Consider the following 19,105-nt stretch of genomic DNA (forward strand, 5'->3'; position numbering starts at 1 on the left):
TTAGCCTGAGCGGGCCAGGGGCGGGGGATATGCGGTAGTCCCTCGCACGCACCCGTCCGCCGCGGGTGCAGAAGGGGAGAGCAATGTACACGCGATCCAGGCGCTCGCAGTGGTCCTTGCAGTTGTCGCTGTGGGCCGACGCGGTTGGCGGCAGCGCCCGCAACCTGCAGCGCCGCCGCGAGATGGGCTGGCGCTACCGGCAGGGCGCGGGTCAGTCCACGGCCGCCCTCTATGCCGCCGATCAGGCCGAGCGCCGTCGCACCATGAACCGTCGCAAGACCCAGGCCATCACCGCGGCCATCGTGCTGGGCGTGACCGTGCCCGCGTGGGCCGTGGTCAACGCCGTGTCCACCCCCTCGGCGCATAACGGCCTGGCGCCGGTTTCCGACGGGACCGCGTTCGGGGCGGCGAATGCCTCGGGCGACCAGTTGACCCAGATGCTGTCTTCCGTCGCGCAGAATGCGCCGGCCCTGACCGACGACGGGCCCTCGGACTCCGCCTGGGCGCGCACCATGAGCGCTGCCCACCAGTTCGACCTGCCGTCAGCCAACGACCCGTCGACCGTTTCGCAGCCTGCCGCGCCGCAACGCGCGGTGGCCCTCGACGAGAACGCGGATTTGCCTGACGCCGACTCCCCGGACGCCAGTGCCCCCGCGCCGCAGGACGTCATCACGGCGCCGGACGAGACGGCCACCGTGCCGGACACCATCGCCGCGCCCGGGCAGCACGCCACGAAGTCGGAGCGGCACGATCGGTTCAACACCCACCGGCACGGCTCGGCTCCTGCGCAGGAGGGCGTGACGCCGGCCGCCCCCGTCCCCGCGGCCCCGGGCAGCGAGAAGACCGATCCCAGCGACCCGGCCTCGCCCGGCAGTGGCTGGTCGACCACCCCGCAGAGCCCCGCCAAGTCCACCCCGAGCACCGGTGCAGCCGTGAGCACCCTGGACAAGCCGACCCCGAGCAAGCCGGTTGCGGCCACCCCGGGCAAGCCCGCCCCCGCCGATCCGGCCGAGCCTGCCCCGTCCGGGCCGCTCGCCGCCGACCCAGCGGCGCCGGACGCGGCGGGTACCAAAGCCGGCCCCCCGGACGCCACCGGCAGGATCGCCGATCGCGCCTCGAGCGGCGAGACCGGTGGCGGCGCGACCAGGGGCGAGGGTAGGGCGGCGGACGGCAAGGGCGCGCACGGCAAGGTGGCCAAGGCCGACCCCTCGGCCCCGTAAGCCGTCCCGCGCCCAGCAGGCGCCTGCGCGTGGTGCTTTACAATGGGCGCAGCGCGCGAGCGATCGCGTGTCCACAACTGAACGAGCTCATCCAGAGGGGCAGAGGGAACGGCCCGACGAAGCCCCGGCAACCACCCACGCAAACTCACCGGCGCACCACCGGCCGGCGCGAGGGAGTAGGTGCCAACTCCGACCCGAGGGGCAACGCGCCCGCGGGTAAAGATGAGGAGGAATTCCCTTCATGACGTCTGTCACCGCCACCCGGCTGCTCGGGTCGGCCATGGGGCTGTCCTGTCGCGAGTGCGGGCAGAGCTACGGCATCGGGCCGCTCTACGCCTGCGGCGAGTGCTTCGGCCCGCTCGAGGTGGCCTACGAATTCCCCGAGATCAGCCGGGCCACCATCGAAGCCGGCCCCAACAACATCTGGCGCTACGCCGACCTGCTGCCGGTGCCCACGCATGTCGCGTCCACCCGCAACCTCGAGCCGGGCTGGACCAAGCTGGTCAAGGCCGAGAACCTGGCCCGCGAGCTGGGCATGCGCAACCTCTGGGTGAAGGACGACTCCGGCAACCCCACCCACTCGTTCAAGGACCGGGTCGTCGCGGTGGCGTTGGCCGCCGCCCGCGAACTCGGCTTCAGCGTCCTCGCCTGTCCGTCCACCGGCAACCTGGCCAACGCGGTAGCCGCCGCGGCGGCCCGGGCAGGCATCCGCTCCGTGGTGATGATCCCGGCGGACCTTGAGCAGCAGAAGATCCTCACCACCGCGGTCTACGCGGGCACCCTGCTGGCCGTGGAGGGCAACTACGACGACGTCAACCGGCTCGCCTCGGAGCTCGCCGGTGAGCAAGAGGACTGGGCATTCGTCAACGTCAACGTTCGGCCGTACTACGCCGAGGGCTCCAAGACGCTGGGCTACGAGGTGGCCGAGCAGCTGGGCTGGCGCATTCCCGCGCAGACGGTGATCCCGATCGCGTCGGGCTCGCAGCTGACCAAGGTGGACAAGGCCTATACCGAGTTCACCAAGCTGGGTCTGGTCGATGAGATGCCCTACAAGATCTTCGGCGCGCAGGCCACCGGGTGCTCGCCGGTGTCCGCCGCGTTCAAGGAGGGCCGCGATTTCGTCGCCCCGGTCCGACCGGACACCATCGCGAAGTCACTGGCCATCGGAAACCCAGCTGACGGCCCGTATGTTCTCGACGTCTGCCGGCGCACCGGCGGGGTGGTGGAGGACGTCTCTGACGAAGAAGTAGTTCAGGGCATGCAGCTGTTGGCCCGCACCGAGGGCATCTTCGGGGAGACCGCGGGCGGGGTCACCATTGCCACGTTGTGCAAGCTGCTCAAGGCCGGCGTGCTGGATCCGGACGCGGACACCGTGGTGTTCAACACCGGCGACGGCCTCAAGACCCTGGACGCGATTGCGAGTCACGTCGGCCCCACGGCCACCATCAAGCCCACCTTGCGCTCGTATCGAGAAGCGGGCTTCTGAGTCCCTGAACTGGGCGTGAGATTCGGGCCGGTGATCTGTTCTCGGCGTGTCTGGGAGCGCTAGGGTCGGCCTCGGTCGGCCTGTTGCGCGCATCACAGCACCCTCGGGCGAGCACGACCCGAGCTCGCGTGGTGCGGGTTCGAAGCTTTTTGTTCAGGAGAGAACCATGCCTCAGGGCACCGTCAAATGGTTCAACGCGGAGAAGGGCTACGGCTTCATCGCGGTCGACGGTGGCGCGGACGTGTTCGTGCACTACTCGGCGATCCAGGCGGACGGCTACCGCTCCCTCGACGAGGGTCAGCGCGTGGAGTTCGAAATTACGCAAGGTCAGAAAGGTCCCCAGGCGGACGCGGTTCGCGCTGTCTGACACCCCACCAGTACAGCCACAGCAAAGGCCGGCCCCGTCGTCCCGTGGGGCCGGCCCTTTGCGTTATCGGGCTCTCGAATGGCGGCAAACGTCTGCCACGGACAATCGCGATCACTAGCCTGGTGCACGTGGGGGGTGACGACATGCTGCCCGGATCCGACGGCGAGCACTGCATGCAGGAGCAGTGGGGCTCGGTCGATCGGGCGCGCAATTTCTACGACCGGCAGGTGCTCGATCACCTGAACCCGGCCATGCAGGATTTCGTGGCTCGCCAGCAGATGGTGTTCGTGTCCACCGCCGACGCCCGCGGCGAGTGCGACTGTTCTTTCCGGGCCGGTGAACCCGGCTTCGTCGCCGTGCTCGACGAACGCACCCTGGTGTACCCGGAGCTGCGCGGCAACGGCGTCTACGCGAGCCTGGGCAATCTCGCCGAGAACCCACACGTCGGGCTGCTGTTCGTCGATTTCTTCACCGACCTGATCGGGCTGCACATCAACGGTGCGGCCACGGTGATCGACTACGTGGACCTGCTGGCCGACGAGCGGGTCAGCGTTGACCTGCTGGAGGTCATGAGCCGGCGGCGGGGCCGCCGACCGGAGCGTTGGGTCAGCGTGCACGTGCACGAGGCGTACATCCATTGCTCCAAGCACATCCCGCGGTTGGCCCGGCTGGACAGGCAGGTTGACTGGGGCACAGATGACATGAAGCGCAAAGGTGGAGATTATTTCGGGGTGGGGGCAACCCTGGCCGCGGGTAGTCTGCGGTCCACCAGCGTCGAGGCAACCTAGACCGGGGGCCTCGCCGATGCGACGGGAGTCGGTCGTCGGTGTCCCTGCTCAGCCTGCCCGCTCCCGCGGCACCTCTGCTCTCCGCGCAGCGCCGGATTCGGCTCGGGGCGTTGCTGCTGGCCGGGATGGCCGGGCTGTGCACGGCGGTGGCGCTATATCTGCGGCTGCGCATCTTCAACCAGGGCAGCGCAAACAACGACGAGGGCGTTTATCTGCTGCAGGCCCACGCACTACGCCATGGGCATTTGGTGCTCCCGTTCGACGGCGATGTCGAGGCGCGACAGCCCTGGCTGTACGCGATCGGACCGCACGGCTACATCGCCAAGTACCTGCCGGTGGTCGCCGGGCTCTACGCAGTCGGGCTGACGCTGTTCTCCTCGGTCACCCCGGTGCTGCTGGCGCTGGCGGCGGCGGTTCCGGTACTGACCCACCGGCTCGCCCTTGACCTCGGTCTGTCCCGGCACCGGGCGCTGCTGGCCGGCGCGTTGGTCGGACTGTCCCCGGCGATCCTCACCGAGGGCGGCTTGGTACTGTCCTACCTGCCGTTCCTGGTGACCGGGCTGGGTTGCTGGATCGTGGTGTTCCGATCGGCCGACCGGCGCGGCGGGTCCGCAGCCGGATGGGCCGCAGCGGCCGTGCTGCTCGCCGCGCTGGCCGCCTGCATGCGCCCGATGGACGGCATCGTGCTGCTCGCCCCGTCTTTGCTCTGGCTGCTGTGGCGGTGCGCGGACCGAGTGTGGGCGATCGTCGGGGGCGTGGCCGGTGGCCTGCCGGTGCTGGTGGGCGTGCTGCTCTACAACCGGCGCGTCACCGGGAGCGCGCTGCGCCTACCGTTCTCCCTGCTCGACCCGCACGACTCGTTCGGGTTCGGTGAGCACCGCTTCTTCCCCGAGGACAAGCTGCACCACTACGGGCCGTTGCAGGCGCTGGCCGGCACCTCCCGGCACTTCTTCATCGAGCCGGCCCAGTGGATGTGGGGCTTCCTGCCGGTGCTGGGTCTGGCCCTGTGGGCGGTGCGTCCGCGCGGGTCCGCGTCGGAACGGCACCGGGTACTGGTCGCCTCGGCCGGGGCGTTGCTCGTTGCCTACGTCTTCTTCTGGGGTCCGTGGCACGCCTCCTACATCTGGGGGTGGACGCGGACCGTCGGGCCGTTCTACAGCCTGCCGATGTTCGCCCCTCTGGTGCTCGCGGCGTTGACCGTGCCGATCTCCGTGCGCACGCTGAGCGTGCTGTTGCTGGCGGGCAGCATCCACCCGGCCGTGCACGGCGTCGACGCGGTGGGTCGAATGCACCGAAACCACCGCGAAACCGCCGAGGTGCTCGCGCTGCTCGACCCGCGGGTGACCACGTTGTTCGACGTCGACGCGCCATACCTCGGGCACCCGGTGAGCGAGCTGGCCGGACCGCACATCTGGCTCTCCTCGCAGGCGCCGGTGTCCCGGCTGCCGGCCGGTCCGTGGCACATGCTGGCGCTGGCGAGCTATCCCTACCGCCCGGTCGGCCATCTCAACTACCAACTGCGCGAGATGGTGCTGACCCGGGCCGCGCAGCCGCAGCTGACCGTGCGGCGGGCCGGTAAGCGGTACGTGAGCGAACTGCTGCTGGTCACCCGCGGCGGCGTGGCCTCGGCCTGCGTCCAGGGCCCGACCGGGGCGACGCTGACGCTCACCGCGACCGGCGTCTCCGGGTGTTCCGGCGCGGCGCTGCCCACCAGGTGGACCGCGCGGCCCTACCGCATCTGTCCCGACCTGAGCTGCTTGTCGATCATGACCTTCACCCCGGACAAGCACGGCCACTGGCACCCGGGGGTCTGGCGACAACTGCCCGTCGAGGTGGTCGACGGGCAGCTCCGCCTGCTCACCGATGGCCGGGCGCTGCACAGCTCCGGCAAGGGCTGGATCTCCGTGGTCGCCCACTGACCTCGGCTTGCACTCGCCGGGGTCGAGTGCTAAGACTTGGCTTAGCACTCTCATGTGTGGAGTGATAAATACAGGTCGGCCGGTGAGGCCGGGGTAACGGCGCGCAATGGGTCGCCGAGCGCCTCGGTCGTCCGTCGCGGGCACCGTCCACCTGCTCACCCGTAAGCCGGGAGGACCCGAAGCAATGGCCAAAATCATCGCCTTCGACGAGGAGGCGCGGCGCGGTCTCGAGCGCGGCATGAACGTGCTCGCCGATGCCGTCAAGGTGACGCTGGGGCCCAAGGGCCGCAACGTCGTCCTGGAGAAGAAGTGGGGGGCGCCGACGATCACCAACGACGGTGTCTCCATCGCGAAGGAGATCGAGCTCGAGGACCCGTGGGAGAAGATCGGGGCCGAGCTGGTCAAGGAGGTCGCGAAGAAGACCGACGACGTCGCCGGTGACGGCACCACGACCGCGACCGTGCTGGCTCAGGCGCTGGTCCGCGAGGGCCTGCGCAACGTGGCCGCCGGCGCCAACCCGATGTCGCTGAAGAAGGGCATCGAGGCCGCGGTGGAGCGGGTCAGCGAGGAGCTGACCAACATGGCCAAGCCGGTGGAGACCAAGGAGCAGATCGCGGCCACCGCGTCCATCTCCGCGGCCGACACCCAGATCGGCGACATGATCGCCGAGGCCATGGACAAGGTCGGCAAGGAAGGCGTCATCACCGTCGAGGAGTCCAACACCTTCGGTCTCGAGCTCGAGCTCACCGAGGGCATGCGCTTCGACAAGGGCTACATCTCGCCGTACTTCTGGACCGACCCGGAGCGCATGGAGGCTTCCCTCGAGGACGCCTACATCCTGCTCGTCGAGGGCAAGATCGCCTCGGTCAAGGACCTGCTGCCGCTGCTGGAGAAGGTCATGCAGTCCGGCAAGCCGCTGGCCATCATCGCCGAGGACGTGGAGGGCGAGGCCCTGGCCACGCTTGTCGTGAACAAGGTGCGCGGCACCTTCAAGTCCGTCGCCGTCAAGGCACCCGGCTTCGGTGACCGCCGCAAGGCCATGCTGCAGGACATCGCCACCCTGACGGGTGGTCAGGTCATCAGCGAGACCGTCGGCCTCAAGCTCGAGTCGGCCGGCCTGGACCTGCTGGGCCGGGCGCGCAAGGTGGTCGTCACCAAGGACGAGACCACCATCGTCGAGGGTGCGGGTGACGCCGACCAGATCGCCGGGCGGGTCAACCAGATCCGTGCGGAGATCGAGCGCTCGGACTCCGACTACGACCGCGAGAAGCTGCAGGAGCGGCTGGCCAAACTGGCCGGCGGTGTTGCGGTGATCAAGGCCGGCGCGGCCACCGAGGTGGAGCTCAAGGAGCGCAAGCACCGCATCGAGGACGCGGTGCGCAACGCGAAGGCCGCGGTCGAGGAGGGCATCGTCGCCGGTGGCGGCGTGGCCCTGCTGCAGGCCGGCAAGACCGCCTTCGCCAAGCTCGACCTCGAGGGTGATGAGGCCACCGGCGCGAACATCGTCAAGGTTGCGCTGTCGGCCCCGCTGAAGCAGATCGCGATCAACGCCGGCCACGAGGGTGGCGTCGTCGCGGAGAAGGTCTCCAACCTCGAGATCGGTTGGGGCCTCAACGCCGCGACCGGCGAGTACGTGGACCTGATCAAGGCCGGGATCATCGACCCGGCCAAGGTCACCCGCTCGGCGCTGCAGAACGCCGCGTCGATCGCCGGCCTGTTCCTCACCACCGAGGCCGTCATCGCGGACAAGCCGGAGAAGGGTCCGGACCCGGCGATGATGGGCGGCGGCGGCGGTATGGGCGGTATGGGCGGCATGGACTTCTAGCCCGCCCCCCAGCTGTAAGCGAACGGCCCGAGCGCAAGCTCGGGCCGTTCGGCGTTCCGGGCGCTTACGGGGGCGCCGCTCAGACGGTGCCGCTGGCGTCGACGGTGATCTTGCCCTTGGTGGTGCCGGAATCGGTGCCCAACGCTTCGATGGCCGTCACCACGTCCATGCCCTCGACGACCTCGCCGAACACCACGTGCTTGCCGTCGAGCCACGAGGTGATGACCGTGGTGATGAAGAACTGCGAGCCGTTGGTGTTGCGTCCGGCGTTGGCCATGCTCAGCAGGCCGGGGCGGTCGTGCTTGCGGTCGAAGTTCTCATCGGCGAACTTCTCGCCGTAGATGCTCTTGCCGCCGGTGCCGTTCTGCCGGGTGAAGTCGCCGCCCTGCAGCATGAAGCCGGGGATGACGCGGTGGAACGGGCTGCCCTGGTAGCCGAAGCCGTGCTCACCGGTGGCGAGCTCCCGGAAGTTCTTGGCGGTCTTGGGGACGTCGTCGTCGTAGAGCTTGAAGGTGATCCGGCCCAAGGACTTCCCGTCCACTGATACATCGAAGTAGACGTCTTTCTCGCTCACGCGGCCTCCTGTCGCCGATCGGATGGGTTCGCTCCCCACCCTAGGGACCTCGTCGCATCGGTGCATTTCGGGCGGACTCCGCGTCGGTTTCGGGTGGGGTTCACACGCCGGACATGAGCTGGGATCACGCTCCGGGGGAGCGCGCGGGAACCGCGCGTCGGGAAGGGCGGGGCAGGCATGGACGAGGTATGCAGCGGCGATCACCTGGCACCTGAACCCGGTCGACCCCCTCGGCGTGCTGTGCTGGGTGCAGCGCTGGCGGGCGGGCTCGGTCTGGCCTTCGCGGGCAGCCTGGAACCGTTGCTGACCGGCCGCCGGCATGCCGCGTCCCGCCCGGTGGCCTACACCGAACCGGCATCGGGGAACACGCCCGGCCTGACCGGTGCCCCGGCCGCGGCCGACACCCCGGCGCTGGGCAGCGCCGCGGAAGGCTACGGCGCGCTGCTCATCGACCCGGCGGCGCGGCTGTCGCTGCCGGCGGGATTCACCTACTCGGTGATCGCCGAAGCGGGTCGAACGCGACTGGTGGACGGCGGGGAGACGCCCGGCTATCAGGACGGCTCGGCCAGCTTCCCGGCCTCCGGCGGGCGCACCGTGCTGGTCAACAATCACGAGCAGAGCCCGCCGCCGACGATGCAGATTCCCTACCCAGTGCCGGCGCTGCCCGGGCTGACCTATGACCCGGTCTGCCCGGGTGGGGTCACCGCGATCGTGCTGGACCCGGACGGGCACCGCGAGCGTGAGTACGTGAGCCTGGCCGGCACCGACCACAACTGCGCGGGTGGGGTCACCCCGTGGGGGACGTGGCTGTCCTGCGAGGAGACCGAGGCGCGCAAGGGCGAGGACGCTCGCACGCAGGACCACGGGTACGTCTTCGAGATCGACCCGACCCGGCCGGAGGCCAACAACGACCCGCAGCCGATCAAGTGCTTGGGCCGGTTCCCGCACGAGGCCGTGGCCGTCGACCCGCTGCGCGGTCACCTGTACCTGACCGAGGACGCGGAGTGGCCGAACGGGTTGATCTACCGGTGGACCCCGCCGCTGGGGCGGCGCAAGCTCGGCCGCGGCGTGCTGCGGCGGATGGGCGCGACGGCCGGCACGCTGGAGGCGATGCGCGCGTACGACGGGTTCGGGCTGCCGGTCGCCGACCTCTCGACGACCACCGAGCCGGGCACGAAGTACCGGGTCGACTGGTTGCCCGTGCCGGACCGGGATGCGCAGCAGGTCTCCACCCGCAAGCAATTCGCGTACCTGACCTTCGACGGCGCCGGGAATCTGCTGACCGGCGGCGGTGCGGCGATCACCCGCAGCCGCAAGCTCGAGGGCGCCTGGTGGGGCAACGGCGGGGCCTACATCGTGTCCTCGTTCGCCAAGCCCGAGGAGGACCACAGCCCGCAGGCGCATTCCGGCCAGGTGTGGTTCTTCGACCCGGCCGCGCAGACGCTGGAGCTGGTGCTGCGTTACGCCCCGGACCAGGACAAGGACACCGCGGTGGACGGGCCGGACAACATCACGATCTCGCCCTACGGCGGGCTGATCATCGCCGAGGACGGCGATGGACAGAATCACCTGCTCGGCGCCACCCCGATGGGCACCACGTATGCCATCGCGCGCACCGAGGCCACCTGGAAGGGCGGCGCGCCGGAGTTCACCGGCCCGAACTTCAGCCCCGACCGGCGCACCCTGTTCGCCAATGTGCAGGAGCCGGGCACGGTCTTCGCGATTCAGGGACCTTGGCGGACCCACGTCTGAGGACGCCGCGGAAACATGTGCGGATGTGCACATTTCCCGAACGGGCGGGTTCCGGCCGCTTATCGTGGAGTGCATGGCGATCCTGATTGATCCGTCGCAGTGGCCCGGTCACGGCCGGATGTGGTCGCACGTAGCCAGCGACGTCGATCTCCAGGAGCTGCACGCATTCGCCCTGCACGCGGGTATCCCGGCTCGGGCCTTCGACCGGGACCACTACGACGTGCCGGGCGAGTGGTACGAGGACATGGTCGCGGCGGGCGCCCGACCGGTGTCCTCGCGAGAGCTGGTGCAGGCCCTGCTCCGGGCCGGCTTGCGCCGGCGGCGGGTGCCCGAGCGGGTGCTGCGCGCATCTTGAACGGACACGGTCTGAGGCTGCGTCAGACCGTCAACGTCTCCAGCTCCGCGCGCAGATTCGCGCGGGCCGCCGGTTCCCAGACGGTGCGGCCCAACGGGGTGCGGAACAGCATCGGTAGGTCCAGCAGCGAGCGCAGTACCGCGGCCCGACCGGAGCGGAATGCGGCGTCGTCCACGTGCGCGTACTCGACACGCACCGCCCGGGTGTACGCGGCGTAATCCGCGGCCGGGGCCGCGAGGATGGCCAGGTCGGCGTCACACAACGTTTCCCCGTTGCGATCGCCCGGCGGCGGATTGTGATGTGCCGTCAGGCGTACCAGTCGGGCCACCTCGGCGACCAGCGCGGGCCCCGGGCCGGCTTCGGTCAGTTCGGCTTCCGCGCGTCGGGCGCTGCGCTCCTCGTCGTCCGGCGCCCCGGAGTACACCGCGTCGTGGTACCAGGCGGCCAGCCGCACCGCGCGCAGGTCGGTGGGATGGTCGGCCAGTTCGTCGATTCGTCGCAGCACGTGCTGAAGGTGCGTCAGATTGTGGTATCGACGGGCGGGATCGCCCCAGTCGGCGACCAGTTGCCGACCCAGCGCAGGGGCGTCGGGCAGCAGCGCCGCCCACGCGTCGACGAGCATTCAGTCCTGCTCCGCGTGCGGGTCGAGCACGTCCTCGGCGTCGATGATCCGGTAGGCGTAGCCCTGTTCGGCCAGGAACCGCTGCCGGTGCGCGGCGAAATCCTGGTCGAGGGTGTCCCGGGCGACGATCGCGTAGAACCGCGCGGCCCGGCCGTCGGCCTTCGGGCGCAGTACCCGGCCCAACCGCTGCGCCTCCTCCTGCCGGGAGCCGAAGGTGCCGGAGACCTGGATGGCCACTGTCGCGTCGGGCAGGTCGATGGAGAAGTTCGCCACCTTGGACACCACGAGCAGGCTGATCTCGCCGGTGCGGAACGCGTCGTAGAGCCGTTCCCGTTCGCGGATGGTGGTCTCGCCCTTGATCACCGGGGCGCCGAGTCGCTCGCCCAGCTCGTCGAGCTGCTCCAGGTACTGACCGATGACCAGGATCTGCTCCCCGGCGTGCTGCGCGACCAGTGCCTCCACCAGGCGCGCCTTGGTGCGGGTCGTGGAGGCCAGCTTGTAACGCTGCTCGGGTTCCGCGGTGGCCACGGCCAACCGCTCGTGCTCGGTGAGCGTCACCCGCACCTCGACGCAGTCCGCTGGGGCGATGTAACCCTGCGCCTCGATGTCCTTCCACGGGGCGTCGTAGCGCTTCGGGCCGATCAGCGAGAACACGTCGCCCTCCCGGCCGTCCTCGCGGATCAACGTCGCGGTCAGCCCCAGCCGGCGGCGGGCCTGCAGGTCCGCGGTCATCCGGAAGATCGGCGCGGGCAGCAGGTGCACCTCGTCGTAGACGATCAGGCCCCAGTCCCGGGCGTCGAAGACCTCCAGGTGCTGGTACACACCTTTTCGGCGGGTGGTCATCACCTGGTATGTCGCGATGGTGACCGGGCGGATCTGCTTGCGTTGCCCGGAGTACTCGCCGATCTCCTCCTCGGTCAGCGAGGTGCGCTTGAGCAACTCGGTGCGCCACTGGTGCGCGGAGACGGTGTTGGTGACCAGGATCAGCGTGGTCGCCCCGGCGTTGGCCATGGCCGCCGCCCCGACCAGCGTCTTGCCCGCGCCGCAGGGCAGCACCACCACGCCGGAGCCGCCGTGCAGGAAGCTCTCCGCGGCTTCCCGCTGGTAGGGCCGCAGCGTCCACCCCTCCTCGCGCAGGTCGATCGGGTGCGCCTCGCCGTCCACGTAACCGGCCAGGTCCTCCGCGGGCCAGCCCAGCTTGAGCAGCACCTGCTTGAGGTGGCCGCGTTCGGAGGGGTGCACCACGACCGTGTCCGGGTCCACCCGCGCGCCGATCAGCGGGGTGACCTTCTTGCTGCGCAGGACTTCCTCGAGTACCGGGCGGTCGGAGCCGACCAGCACCAGGCCGTGCACCGGGTGCTTCTCCAACCGCAGCCGGCCGAAGCGGTCCATGGTGTCCGCGACGTCGACCAGCAGCGCGTGCGGCACCGCGTAGCGGCTGTACTTCAGTAACGCGTCGACCACCTGCTCGGCGTCGTGCCCGGCCGCGCGGGCGTTCCACAGACCCAGCGGAGTGAGCCGATAGGTGTGCACATGCTCGGGGGAGCGCTCCAACTCGGCGAAGGGCGCGATGGCGCGCCGGCACTCGGGCGCGCCGGGGTGATCCACCTCGAGCAGCAGGGTTTTGTCGGACTGGACGATGAGCGGGCCGTCGTTCACGGACCAATTCTGACCGATTAGCGTCCGGGAGTATGCCGACGCCGTTCCGGGTGCATATTTCCGAGGCCGAGATCGAGGACCTGCGGGCCCGGTTGCGGGCCACCCGGTGGCCGGAGCCGGAGACCGTGGAGGACTGGTCGCAGGGCATGCCATTGACCTACGCGCAGGAGCTGGCGGCGTATTGGGCCGAGGACTACGACATGCGCCGGGTGGAGCGCGAGCTCAACGCCCGCGATCAGTCGATCGTCGAGGTCGACGGCCTGGGCATCCACGTGCTGCAGGCCCGCTCGCCGCACCCCGGCGCGCTGCCGTTGCTGCTCACCCACGGCTGGCCGGGGTCGGTGATCGAGTTCCTGGACATCCTCGACCTGCTCACCGAACCGCCGGATCCGGCGGATGCGTTTCATGTGGTCTGTCCGACGCTGCCGGGGTTCGGGTTCTCCGCCAAGCCGACCCGGCACGGCTGGGGTGTGCAGCGCATCGGGGCCGGGTGGGCCGGGTTGATGGCGCAGCTGGGGTACGGCAGGTACGGCGCGCACGGCGGGGACTGGGGCTCGTTCGTCACGGCTGCGGTGGGCGCGGTTGATCCCGAGCACTGCGTGGGCGTGCACATGACGTTGCCCCGGGCGCTGCCCGTCGAGGGCGCGCCAATCACCGAGCGGGAACAGGCCGGGCTGGCGGCCACCGCGGAGTTCCGCAACCGCGGCTCCGGCTACTCGGCGATCCAGTCCACCCGGCCGCAGACCGTCGGGTACGGCTTGGTGGACTCTCCGACGGCGCTGCTGTGCTGGATCGTGGACAAGTTCTGGGCCTGGACCGATCACGACGGTGACCTGGAGCAGGCGGTCGGCCGGGACCGGTTGCTGGACAACGTGATGCTCTACTGGCTGCCCGCGGCGGGTGCGTCGTCCGCGCGGATCTACTGGGAGAGCTACCCACGGCATCTGGGCACGTTCCCGGTCGCGGTGCCGGCCGGCGCATCGGTGTATCCGAAGGAGGTCGCGAAGATCCCGCGGGCCTGGGTGCAGCAGCGCTTCTCCGATCTGCGGTACTGGAACGACGACCTGCCCAAGGGCGGGCACTTCGCCTCGATGGAGGTGCCGGAGAGCCTGGGTGTCGAGCTCCGCACGTTCTTCGGCCCGCTGCGCTGACCCCCGACCCGCCAACTTCGGGCCGGGTAGACACGTATCGACGGTGCTTGATGCGTTGCTACACGACCCGAAGATGCGTGTCGGGGCGGGGTCAGGCGTCGGCGACGGCGCGGATGCGGGAGACCTTGAAGCTGCGCACCTTGTTGTGCCGGTGGTCGAAGGCGCGCAGCACGCCGCCGTCCAGGGTGAGCGGGTCGACGATGCGTTCGGTGGCGGTGCCGTCGTCGCCGACGTAGCCCAGCCACACGGACTCCCCGGCCGCCGCGGCGGTGCGCAACCGGTCCAGGGTGGTGGCGGTGGCCGCCCGCGGGAAGCCGATCGCGGCGCCCACGTCGGTGGCCTCCCGCAACGCGGCGGTGGCGCGTTCGGCCGCCGAAGCGCGCTTGCCCGCGGCGGCGGCCCGATCCCCGGCGCGTAGGGCGCGCACCGCGGCGGTGGCCAGGGTGGGCGGTAGCGAGCGTTCCCCGCTGACCGGGCGGGGCGGCGTGCGTGAGCCGGTGCGCCGGGCGCCGGGCGAGGTGAGCACCACCGCACCGCTCGCGGATTCCGCGGTGGGCGCGTAGCCCAGTTCGCGCAGCTTGGCCAGCACCACGTCCGGTCCGACGCCGGCCACCGCGACGGTGGGCGCGAGCCGACGCAATTTCAGCGGCACCGCCCGCTTGGCCGCGATCAACTCGGCGATCACGCTCTCGTCGTCGCACCGGATGTAACCACCGGCCGCACCGACGCGGATCTGCCCGTGTCGGCGGGCCACGTCGTCGATCAGGTAACTCAGCGGCTGCGGCACCGGGGTGCGTGAGACGCGGGCCAACAGGTCGTGCAGGTCCGTCGCACTGCGGCCGGCATCCAGGGCGTGACGGATGGACCCTTCGGAGAACCGGTACACGGTGGCGGCGCCGGTGGACTCCACCTTCGCGGCCAGCGCCAACTCCATCGCGAGCTCGCGTTGCAGCGGGCCCGGCGCCACGGCAGTGAGGTCGGCCTGGATCAGCACGTGGTCCAGCGGGGTCGGCAGCAGCTTCTCCAGCTTTTCCGACGCGGCGTCAGATGCCTCACCGGTCAGGCGTCTGGCGTAGGTGGTGAGCGCGCCGCGCCCGGTGATGCCGAGCAGGGCGGCCTCGGCGACGGTGGCCCGCACGAACAATTCCTGCAGCGTGCCGGTGCGCCGCGGAGCGCGCCAGATCAGCCGGGCCCAGAGCTGTGCGAGGCTCGCGGTCATGCCCTTGGGCAGCGCGGCGAGTTCGTCGAGTACGCCCGCGCGCAGCGTCGGTGCCCAGGCGCGGTCCAGATCCGCGGACAGTGCGGACAACGGGCGGTCGCGGTTGGTGCCGTAGTCCGGCCGGGTGCCGATCATCGAGCACACCCGGCTGGTGGTCAGCCACGCGGAGGCCAGCACCGTCCAGCGGGGGGCGGTGTCCAGCGCCGACCAGCGGTCGTAGGCGGGAGTGGGCACCCAGGACTCGGGGTCCTCGCCGTCGGCGGCGACCAGCCCCGCGACGTAGGCGATCTCCACGATCAGTGCGGCGTGCTCGACCGGCACCCCCAGCAGCGTCTCCACCCGCTTGGTGTCCCGCACGCCCAGTCCGCCACCGGAGCGAAGAACTGACGGCGGGTCAGTGGCCCAGGCCTCCAGCAGGTCCTCCACCAGTCGCACCGTGATCATCGCCTGTCCGGCGCCTGCCCGGTCGGCCTCGGTGACCCCGACCTGCACCGGGGTGGCCGGCGGTGCGTGCAGTGCGGGTTGCGGGTACAGGGCACCTCCGCGGCGGGCCACCGCGACCTCGGCGGGTAGCACCACGGTGTCCGCGTCGATGGCGATGAGCAGGCCCCGGGCCAGCAACCACTCCAGTGGGGTGTTGGCATCGGCCGGGCGCACGTCGCGATCGGCACGTTCCACCCGGCCACTGCCACCCGCATCGACCTTGGCCAGCAGGTCAATGGCGGCCGGCGGGGCGTCGGCGAGCAGGGTGGCGAGGCGGTCGGGGTTGCCGAGCACCTCGAGCAGGCGCTGCAACGCGCTGGGCGGGTCCGGGGTGGTGGGCAGGTCGAGGTCGACCAGCAGTTGTTGCAACCGGGCGGCGGGGTAACCCTGCGCGGCCACCGCCAACGGCGGGCCGGTGCGTCCCGGGCCCGGGCCGACCGCCTCGCGGACTGCACGCACCAGGCGCAGTGAGTCGTCCGGGCCCCAGATGAGGGCCAGGTCGCGCAGCGTTGCCACTGCGGCGGTCAGTGGCTCCCGGTCGACCGGTACGAGACGACCGATGGCGTCGAGGTCGGTGGGGTCGGGCAGGTGGGCCAGGGCGTCGAGCACCTGGAGGGTGAAGCGGTTCAGCCGATCCAAAGCCCGATTCACCGACAGCCGGGTGGCCGCGCGGGCGACCAGATCGGTCATGTCGGTGGGCACCGGGGACAGCAGATCCGGGCGGGATTCGAACAGCGCCTCGAGCGCGGCGTCGCTGCGTTGCCGCAGATCATCCGCGAGCGTGCGTGGCCCGCCGGCGCCGTCCGTGGTCATCCGGTCAACGCTACGCCGAGCACGGTGGGGAACGAGGTGTGACGCCCACCGCGTGCCGCGCGACTGTTATTAGTGGGATCAGAGATAGTTACTGGGATGGGTGTGATGCCCGATGGCGGCGTCGGCGGGGTCGAGGGGGCTCCGCCGCCGGTCTGGCACGCCCCGACCCGGGCACCCGCCGCGGTCCCGTCCTCGCCCCCGGCGCTGGACGGGCTGGCCGCTGTGGTGCGACGCGGTGAGGAGTCCGAGCGGCAGCAGCTCCGACACCGGACCAGCGAACTGCCGAAAGAGTGGTTGCGGGTCCGCCGCCCGGCCCCGAACTCCGAGCCCGGACCGGATCTGCTCTCCGCGGTGGGCCGGGTGCGCTGGGAGTGCTTCGCGCTGGCGGTGTGTGCGCTCGGGCCGCAGTTTTTTGGGTTGCTGGCGGTGCTCGTCGGCGGGTTCATGGTCTGCCGCTCCCGGTTCTGGGAGGTCGGCGACAAGGTGCGGGCACTGCTGGGCATCCCGTTCGCCGGGTTCACCCTGGCCGTGCTGTGGGCCTGGTTGCGGGCCACCGAACTGCAGCAAGCGGACGCGTCCAGGGCGCGGTTGGAAATCGCCGGGCACAGCCTGGCGCACAGCTGGCACCTGGGGCCGCAGCTGGTCGGGTTGGGTATCGCGGTGCACTTGGGCCATCGGCTGGTCCGCGATGCCCGCTGGAGCTGAACACGCCGAATCGAGCTGTGCCGGGTAACCTTCGGGCTGGTTGTCCCGCCGCTGTCCCCGGGCCGGCCGGGTGCCTGGCAGGTGGGACGTGACGGACAGGACGCGAAGGTGCCCACCGGCAAGGTCAAGTGGTTCGACACCGAGAAGGGCTTCGGCTTCCTCTCCCGCGACGGCGGCCCGGATGTCTTCGTGCACAAGGACGCCCTGCCGGCCGGCGTGGCCACGCTCAAGCCGGGTCTGCGGGTCGAGTACGGCATCGTGCAGGGCCGTCGCGGGGACCAGGCGTTGTCCGTGCGACTGCTGGACCCGCTGCCCTCGGTGGTCGCGGCTACCCGCAAGTCCCCGGATGAGATGGCCGTACTCGTGGAGGACCTGATCAAGGTCTTGGACCACACCGCCAACGCCTACCGCCGCGGGAAGCAACCCTCCGGCCAGGAGGCCTCCCGCACCGCCGCCGTGCTGCGCGCCGTCGCCGCCGACATCGAGGTCTAGCCCCCACCACCTTGCAACGTGGTTCAGCGGGGCCCGGGGTCGTGGTCCGGGCGCTGTGCGGCCAGTGGGGGGAACGGCGTCCCCGGGGTGATCGGAGGCTGGATCCAGTCCGGCATCGGGGGCCGTTGCGCAGCGGGGTCCGGCTGCCGGGTGGGGCCGGGGGCAATGCCGCGCGTGCGGTTGCGGCGGTTGTCCCGCGCCCGGGTGATCAGTTGTAGCGTCACAGCGATCATCACCCCGGCAGCGATGCCGAAGCCGACGTCGCCGCGCAGCGGTAGCGCAGTACCGAAACCGCCGCCCACCACCCAGGCCAACTGCAGGCGGGTCTCGCTGCGGGCGAAGGCGGAGCTGCGCACGTCCTCATCCACGTCGCGCTGAATCATCGCGTCCAGGCCGAGCTTGCCCAGCGTCTGCGCAATGCCGATGACCGCGCCCGCGATCAGCACGGTGGCCAGGCCCCAGGCGAGTGTGGTGCCGAGCAGCACGACGGTCTGCGCAACGAGCAGCAGCACCTGCATGACCTCGGGGGCCTTCTGTTTCATCAGCGCCCCGACCGCGGTGCCGATCACGCTGCCCACGCCCACCGCGCCGAGCACCAGGCCGATCGCAGCGGTGTCGGCCAGCCCGCCGATCGGTTCCTTACGCAGTAGGAAGGCGAGGAACAGCGTGAGGAACCCGGACAGGGCGCGGAAGGCCATGTTGGCCTGCAGGCCCAACTCCACCGCGGGGCCGATGTAGCTCGCCTGGTGCTCGGTGGGCCGGATGCGCGCCACCGCCCCGGTCTCGGACATCGCCGCGGGGCGTTCGTCGGCCGCGGAGTCCACCCGTTTGGGCAACCGGACGGCCAGCACCGCGCCGACGATAAAGATCACCGTCGCCCCGCGCAGCGTCCACTCCGGGCCCGCGACGTGGGTGATCGCCGCGCCCAGGCCACCGGCCACCGCCGAGGACAGCAGCCCGGCCATATTCATCCAGGAGTTCGCCCGGACCAGCGGCACGGCCGGCGGTAACAGGCGTGGGATGCCGGCAGCTCTGGTGACGCCGTAGGCGCGCGAACAGGCCAGCACGCCGAACACCGCCGGATAGAGCCACAACGAGGCATCCGCGACGGAGCCGACCATGGACCAGGCCAGGAAGGCGCGGATGCCGAAGGTGACCGCGAGTGCGTAGCGCCGGCCGGAGCGGAACCTGTCCAGCATCGGGCCGATCAACGGGGCCAGCAGCGCGAACGGGATCATGGTGATGAGCAGGTAGAGCGCCACCCGGCCCCGCGCCTGCCCGAGCGGCACCGAGAAGAACAGCGTGCCCGCCAGGGCCACCGCCACCGCGGCGTCGCCGGCCGCATTCACCCCGGACAGTTCGGTCAGCTTGGCCAGGCCGCTCTCGCCCGCGCCCTGCGCGTTGGTGGCGCGCCGGACGGTGCGTCGGGTGGTGGCACCCGCCCTGGAGGCGACGCGCCCGGTCGATCGCAGGGCATCGCGCCAGGCCGCCACCGCCCTGGGATCCGGTCCGCCGGGGCGGCGCGGGGGCGGCGGGGTGCTCTCCACGGTTCCTATCCTGCCCCGTGTCCGTGGCGAAGCGACGAGCGCCGCGGGCCGGTTCGCCGGTGGTTCGTCACGAATTCGGATCGGGGTGGGCCGACCAGCAGGCCGCCGACCGCAGCAGTCGGCCTGAT

General features: G+C 70.7%; 15 protein-coding genes, 1 pseudogene and 1 riboswitch. Of the genes and pseudogenes, 11 read left to right on the forward strand and 5 right to left on the reverse strand.

Annotation, left to right across the window (positions count from 1 at the left end; all coding sequences use genetic code 11):
- Window positions 1-83: 83 nt before the first annotated feature.
- The 6 genes from VGJ14_05455 (at window position 84) to groL (ending at window position 7,605) form a co-directional block, all read left to right on the forward strand.
- Window positions 84-1,220, forward strand: a complete 1,137-nt coding sequence (locus VGJ14_05455; protein ID HEY2831852.1) for a hypothetical protein — start codon at window positions 84-86, stop codon at window positions 1,218-1,220.
- Window positions 1,221-1,304: 84 nt separating this feature from the next.
- A riboswitch (SAM riboswitch) is annotated at window positions 1,305-1,449 on the forward strand.
- A gap of 12 nt (window positions 1,450-1,461) precedes the next feature.
- Window positions 1,462-2,706: a threonine synthase gene (gene thrC / locus VGJ14_05460; GenBank protein HEY2831853.1), complete on the forward strand. Its 1,245-nt coding sequence runs from the start codon at window positions 1,462-1,464 to the stop codon at window positions 2,704-2,706.
- 166 nt (window positions 2,707-2,872) lie between these two features.
- Window positions 2,873-3,073 carry a cold-shock protein gene (locus tag VGJ14_05465; protein ID HEY2831854.1) on the forward strand — a complete coding sequence of 67 codons (201 nt, stop codon included), beginning with the start codon at window positions 2,873-2,875 and terminating at the stop codon, window positions 3,071-3,073.
- Between the two features lie 128 nt (window positions 3,074-3,201).
- Window positions 3,202-3,861 carry a pyridoxamine 5'-phosphate oxidase family protein gene (locus tag VGJ14_05470; GenBank protein ID HEY2831855.1) on the forward strand — a complete coding sequence of 220 codons (660 nt, stop codon included), beginning with the start codon at window positions 3,202-3,204 and terminating at the stop codon, window positions 3,859-3,861.
- Window positions 3,862-3,899: 38 nt separating this feature from the next.
- The gene (locus VGJ14_05475; GenBank protein ID HEY2831856.1) at window positions 3,900-5,780 is read left to right on the forward strand and encodes a hypothetical protein; all 1,881 of its coding nucleotides are present in this window, start codon (window positions 3,900-3,902) and stop codon (window positions 5,778-5,780) included.
- A 184-nt stretch (window positions 5,781-5,964) separates the two neighbouring features.
- The gene (groL, locus tag VGJ14_05480; protein ID HEY2831857.1) at window positions 5,965-7,605 is read left to right on the forward strand and encodes a chaperonin GroEL; all 1,641 of its coding nucleotides are present in this window, start codon (window positions 5,965-5,967) and stop codon (window positions 7,603-7,605) included.
- Between the two features lie 79 nt (window positions 7,606-7,684).
- Here groL and VGJ14_05485 read toward each other — a convergent pair whose 3' ends face one another.
- Window positions 7,685-8,179, reverse strand: a complete 495-nt coding sequence (locus VGJ14_05485; GenBank protein ID HEY2831858.1) for a peptidylprolyl isomerase — start codon at window positions 8,177-8,179, stop codon at window positions 7,685-7,687.
- A 240-nt stretch (window positions 8,180-8,419) separates the two neighbouring features.
- Between VGJ14_05485 and VGJ14_05490 the strand changes: the two genes are divergently transcribed.
- The gene (locus tag VGJ14_05490) at window positions 8,420-9,931 is read left to right on the forward strand and encodes an alkaline phosphatase PhoX (protein HEY2831859.1); all 1,512 of its coding nucleotides are present in this window, start codon (window positions 8,420-8,422) and stop codon (window positions 9,929-9,931) included.
- 73 nt (window positions 9,932-10,004) lie between these two features.
- Complete coding sequence (locus VGJ14_05495) at window positions 10,005-10,286, forward strand: DUF4031 domain-containing protein (protein ID HEY2831860.1); 282 nt, start codon at window positions 10,005-10,007, stop codon at window positions 10,284-10,286.
- 22 nt (window positions 10,287-10,308) lie between these two features.
- Here the strand turns inward: VGJ14_05495 and VGJ14_05500 are convergent, their stop codons facing one another.
- Window positions 10,309-10,908 carry a metal-dependent phosphohydrolase gene (locus tag VGJ14_05500; protein HEY2831861.1) on the reverse strand — a complete coding sequence of 200 codons (600 nt, stop codon included), beginning with the start codon at window positions 10,906-10,908 and terminating at the stop codon, window positions 10,309-10,311.
- Window positions 10,909-12,567, reverse strand: a complete 1,659-nt coding sequence (locus VGJ14_05505) for a DNA repair helicase XPB (GenBank protein ID HEY2831862.1) — start codon at window positions 12,565-12,567, stop codon at window positions 10,909-10,911. It abuts the gene before it with no gap.
- 32 nt (window positions 12,568-12,599) lie between these two features.
- Here VGJ14_05505 and VGJ14_05510 point away from each other — a divergent pair, with 32 nt between their 5' ends.
- Window positions 12,600-13,718 (forward strand): epoxide hydrolase, encoded by a 1,119-nt coding sequence (locus VGJ14_05510; protein ID HEY2831863.1) that lies wholly within the window; start codon window positions 12,600-12,602, stop codon window positions 13,716-13,718.
- Window positions 13,719-13,809: 91 nt separating this feature from the next.
- Here the strand turns inward: VGJ14_05510 and VGJ14_05515 are convergent, their stop codons facing one another.
- Entirely contained in the window at window positions 13,810-16,233 is a 2,424-nt protein-coding gene (locus VGJ14_05515) for a helicase C-terminal domain-containing protein (protein HEY2831864.1), read from the reverse strand.
- Between the two features lie 96 nt (window positions 16,234-16,329).
- Here VGJ14_05515 and VGJ14_05520 point away from each other — a divergent pair, with 96 nt between their 5' ends.
- Window positions 16,330-16,938 carry a hypothetical protein gene (locus tag VGJ14_05520; GenBank protein HEY2831865.1) on the forward strand — a complete coding sequence of 203 codons (609 nt, stop codon included), beginning with the start codon at window positions 16,330-16,332 and terminating at the stop codon, window positions 16,936-16,938.
- 108 nt (window positions 16,939-17,046) lie between these two features.
- Window positions 17,047-17,232: pseudogene (locus VGJ14_05525) on the forward strand (cold-shock protein).
- 221 nt (window positions 17,233-17,453) lie between these two features.
- Here VGJ14_05525 and VGJ14_05530 read toward each other — a convergent pair.
- Window positions 17,454-18,977, reverse strand: coding sequence for an MFS transporter (locus VGJ14_05530; GenBank protein HEY2831866.1), 1,524 nt, complete (start codon window positions 18,975-18,977; stop codon window positions 17,454-17,456).
- Between the last annotated feature and the right edge of the window lie 128 nt (window positions 18,978-19,105).

Source organism: Sporichthyaceae bacterium (genome assembly GCA_036493475.1).
Taxonomy (GTDB): domain Bacteria; phylum Actinomycetota; class Actinomycetes; order Sporichthyales; family Sporichthyaceae; genus DASQPJ01.

Bases quoted from the DNA above. Each gene is read 5' to 3' on its own strand.
- VGJ14_05455 (HEY2831852.1), top strand. From the start codon at position 84: ATGTACACGCGATCCAGGCGCTCGCAGTGGTCCTTGCAGTTGTCGCTG.
- thrC (HEY2831853.1), top strand. From the start codon at position 1,462: ATGACGTCTGTCACCGCCACCCGGCTGCTCGGGTCGGCCATGGGGCTG.
- VGJ14_05465 (HEY2831854.1), top strand. From the start codon at position 2,873: ATGCCTCAGGGCACCGTCAAATGGTTCAACGCGGAGAAGGGCTACGGC.
- groL (HEY2831857.1), top strand. From the start codon at position 5,965: ATGGCCAAAATCATCGCCTTCGACGAGGAGGCGCGGCGCGGTCTCGAG.
- VGJ14_05495 (HEY2831860.1), top strand. From the start codon at position 10,005: ATGGCGATCCTGATTGATCCGTCGCAGTGGCCCGGTCACGGCCGGATG.
- VGJ14_05500 (HEY2831861.1), bottom strand. From the start codon at position 10,908: ATGCTCGTCGACGCGTGGGCGGCGCTGCTGCCCGACGCCCCTGCGCTG.
- VGJ14_05510 (HEY2831863.1), top strand. From the start codon at position 12,600: ATGCCGACGCCGTTCCGGGTGCATATTTCCGAGGCCGAGATCGAGGAC.
- VGJ14_05515 (HEY2831864.1), bottom strand. From the start codon at position 16,233: ATGACCACGGACGGCGCCGGCGGGCCACGCACGCTCGCGGATGATCTG.
- VGJ14_05520 (HEY2831865.1), top strand. From the start codon at position 16,330: ATGGGTGTGATGCCCGATGGCGGCGTCGGCGGGGTCGAGGGGGCTCCG.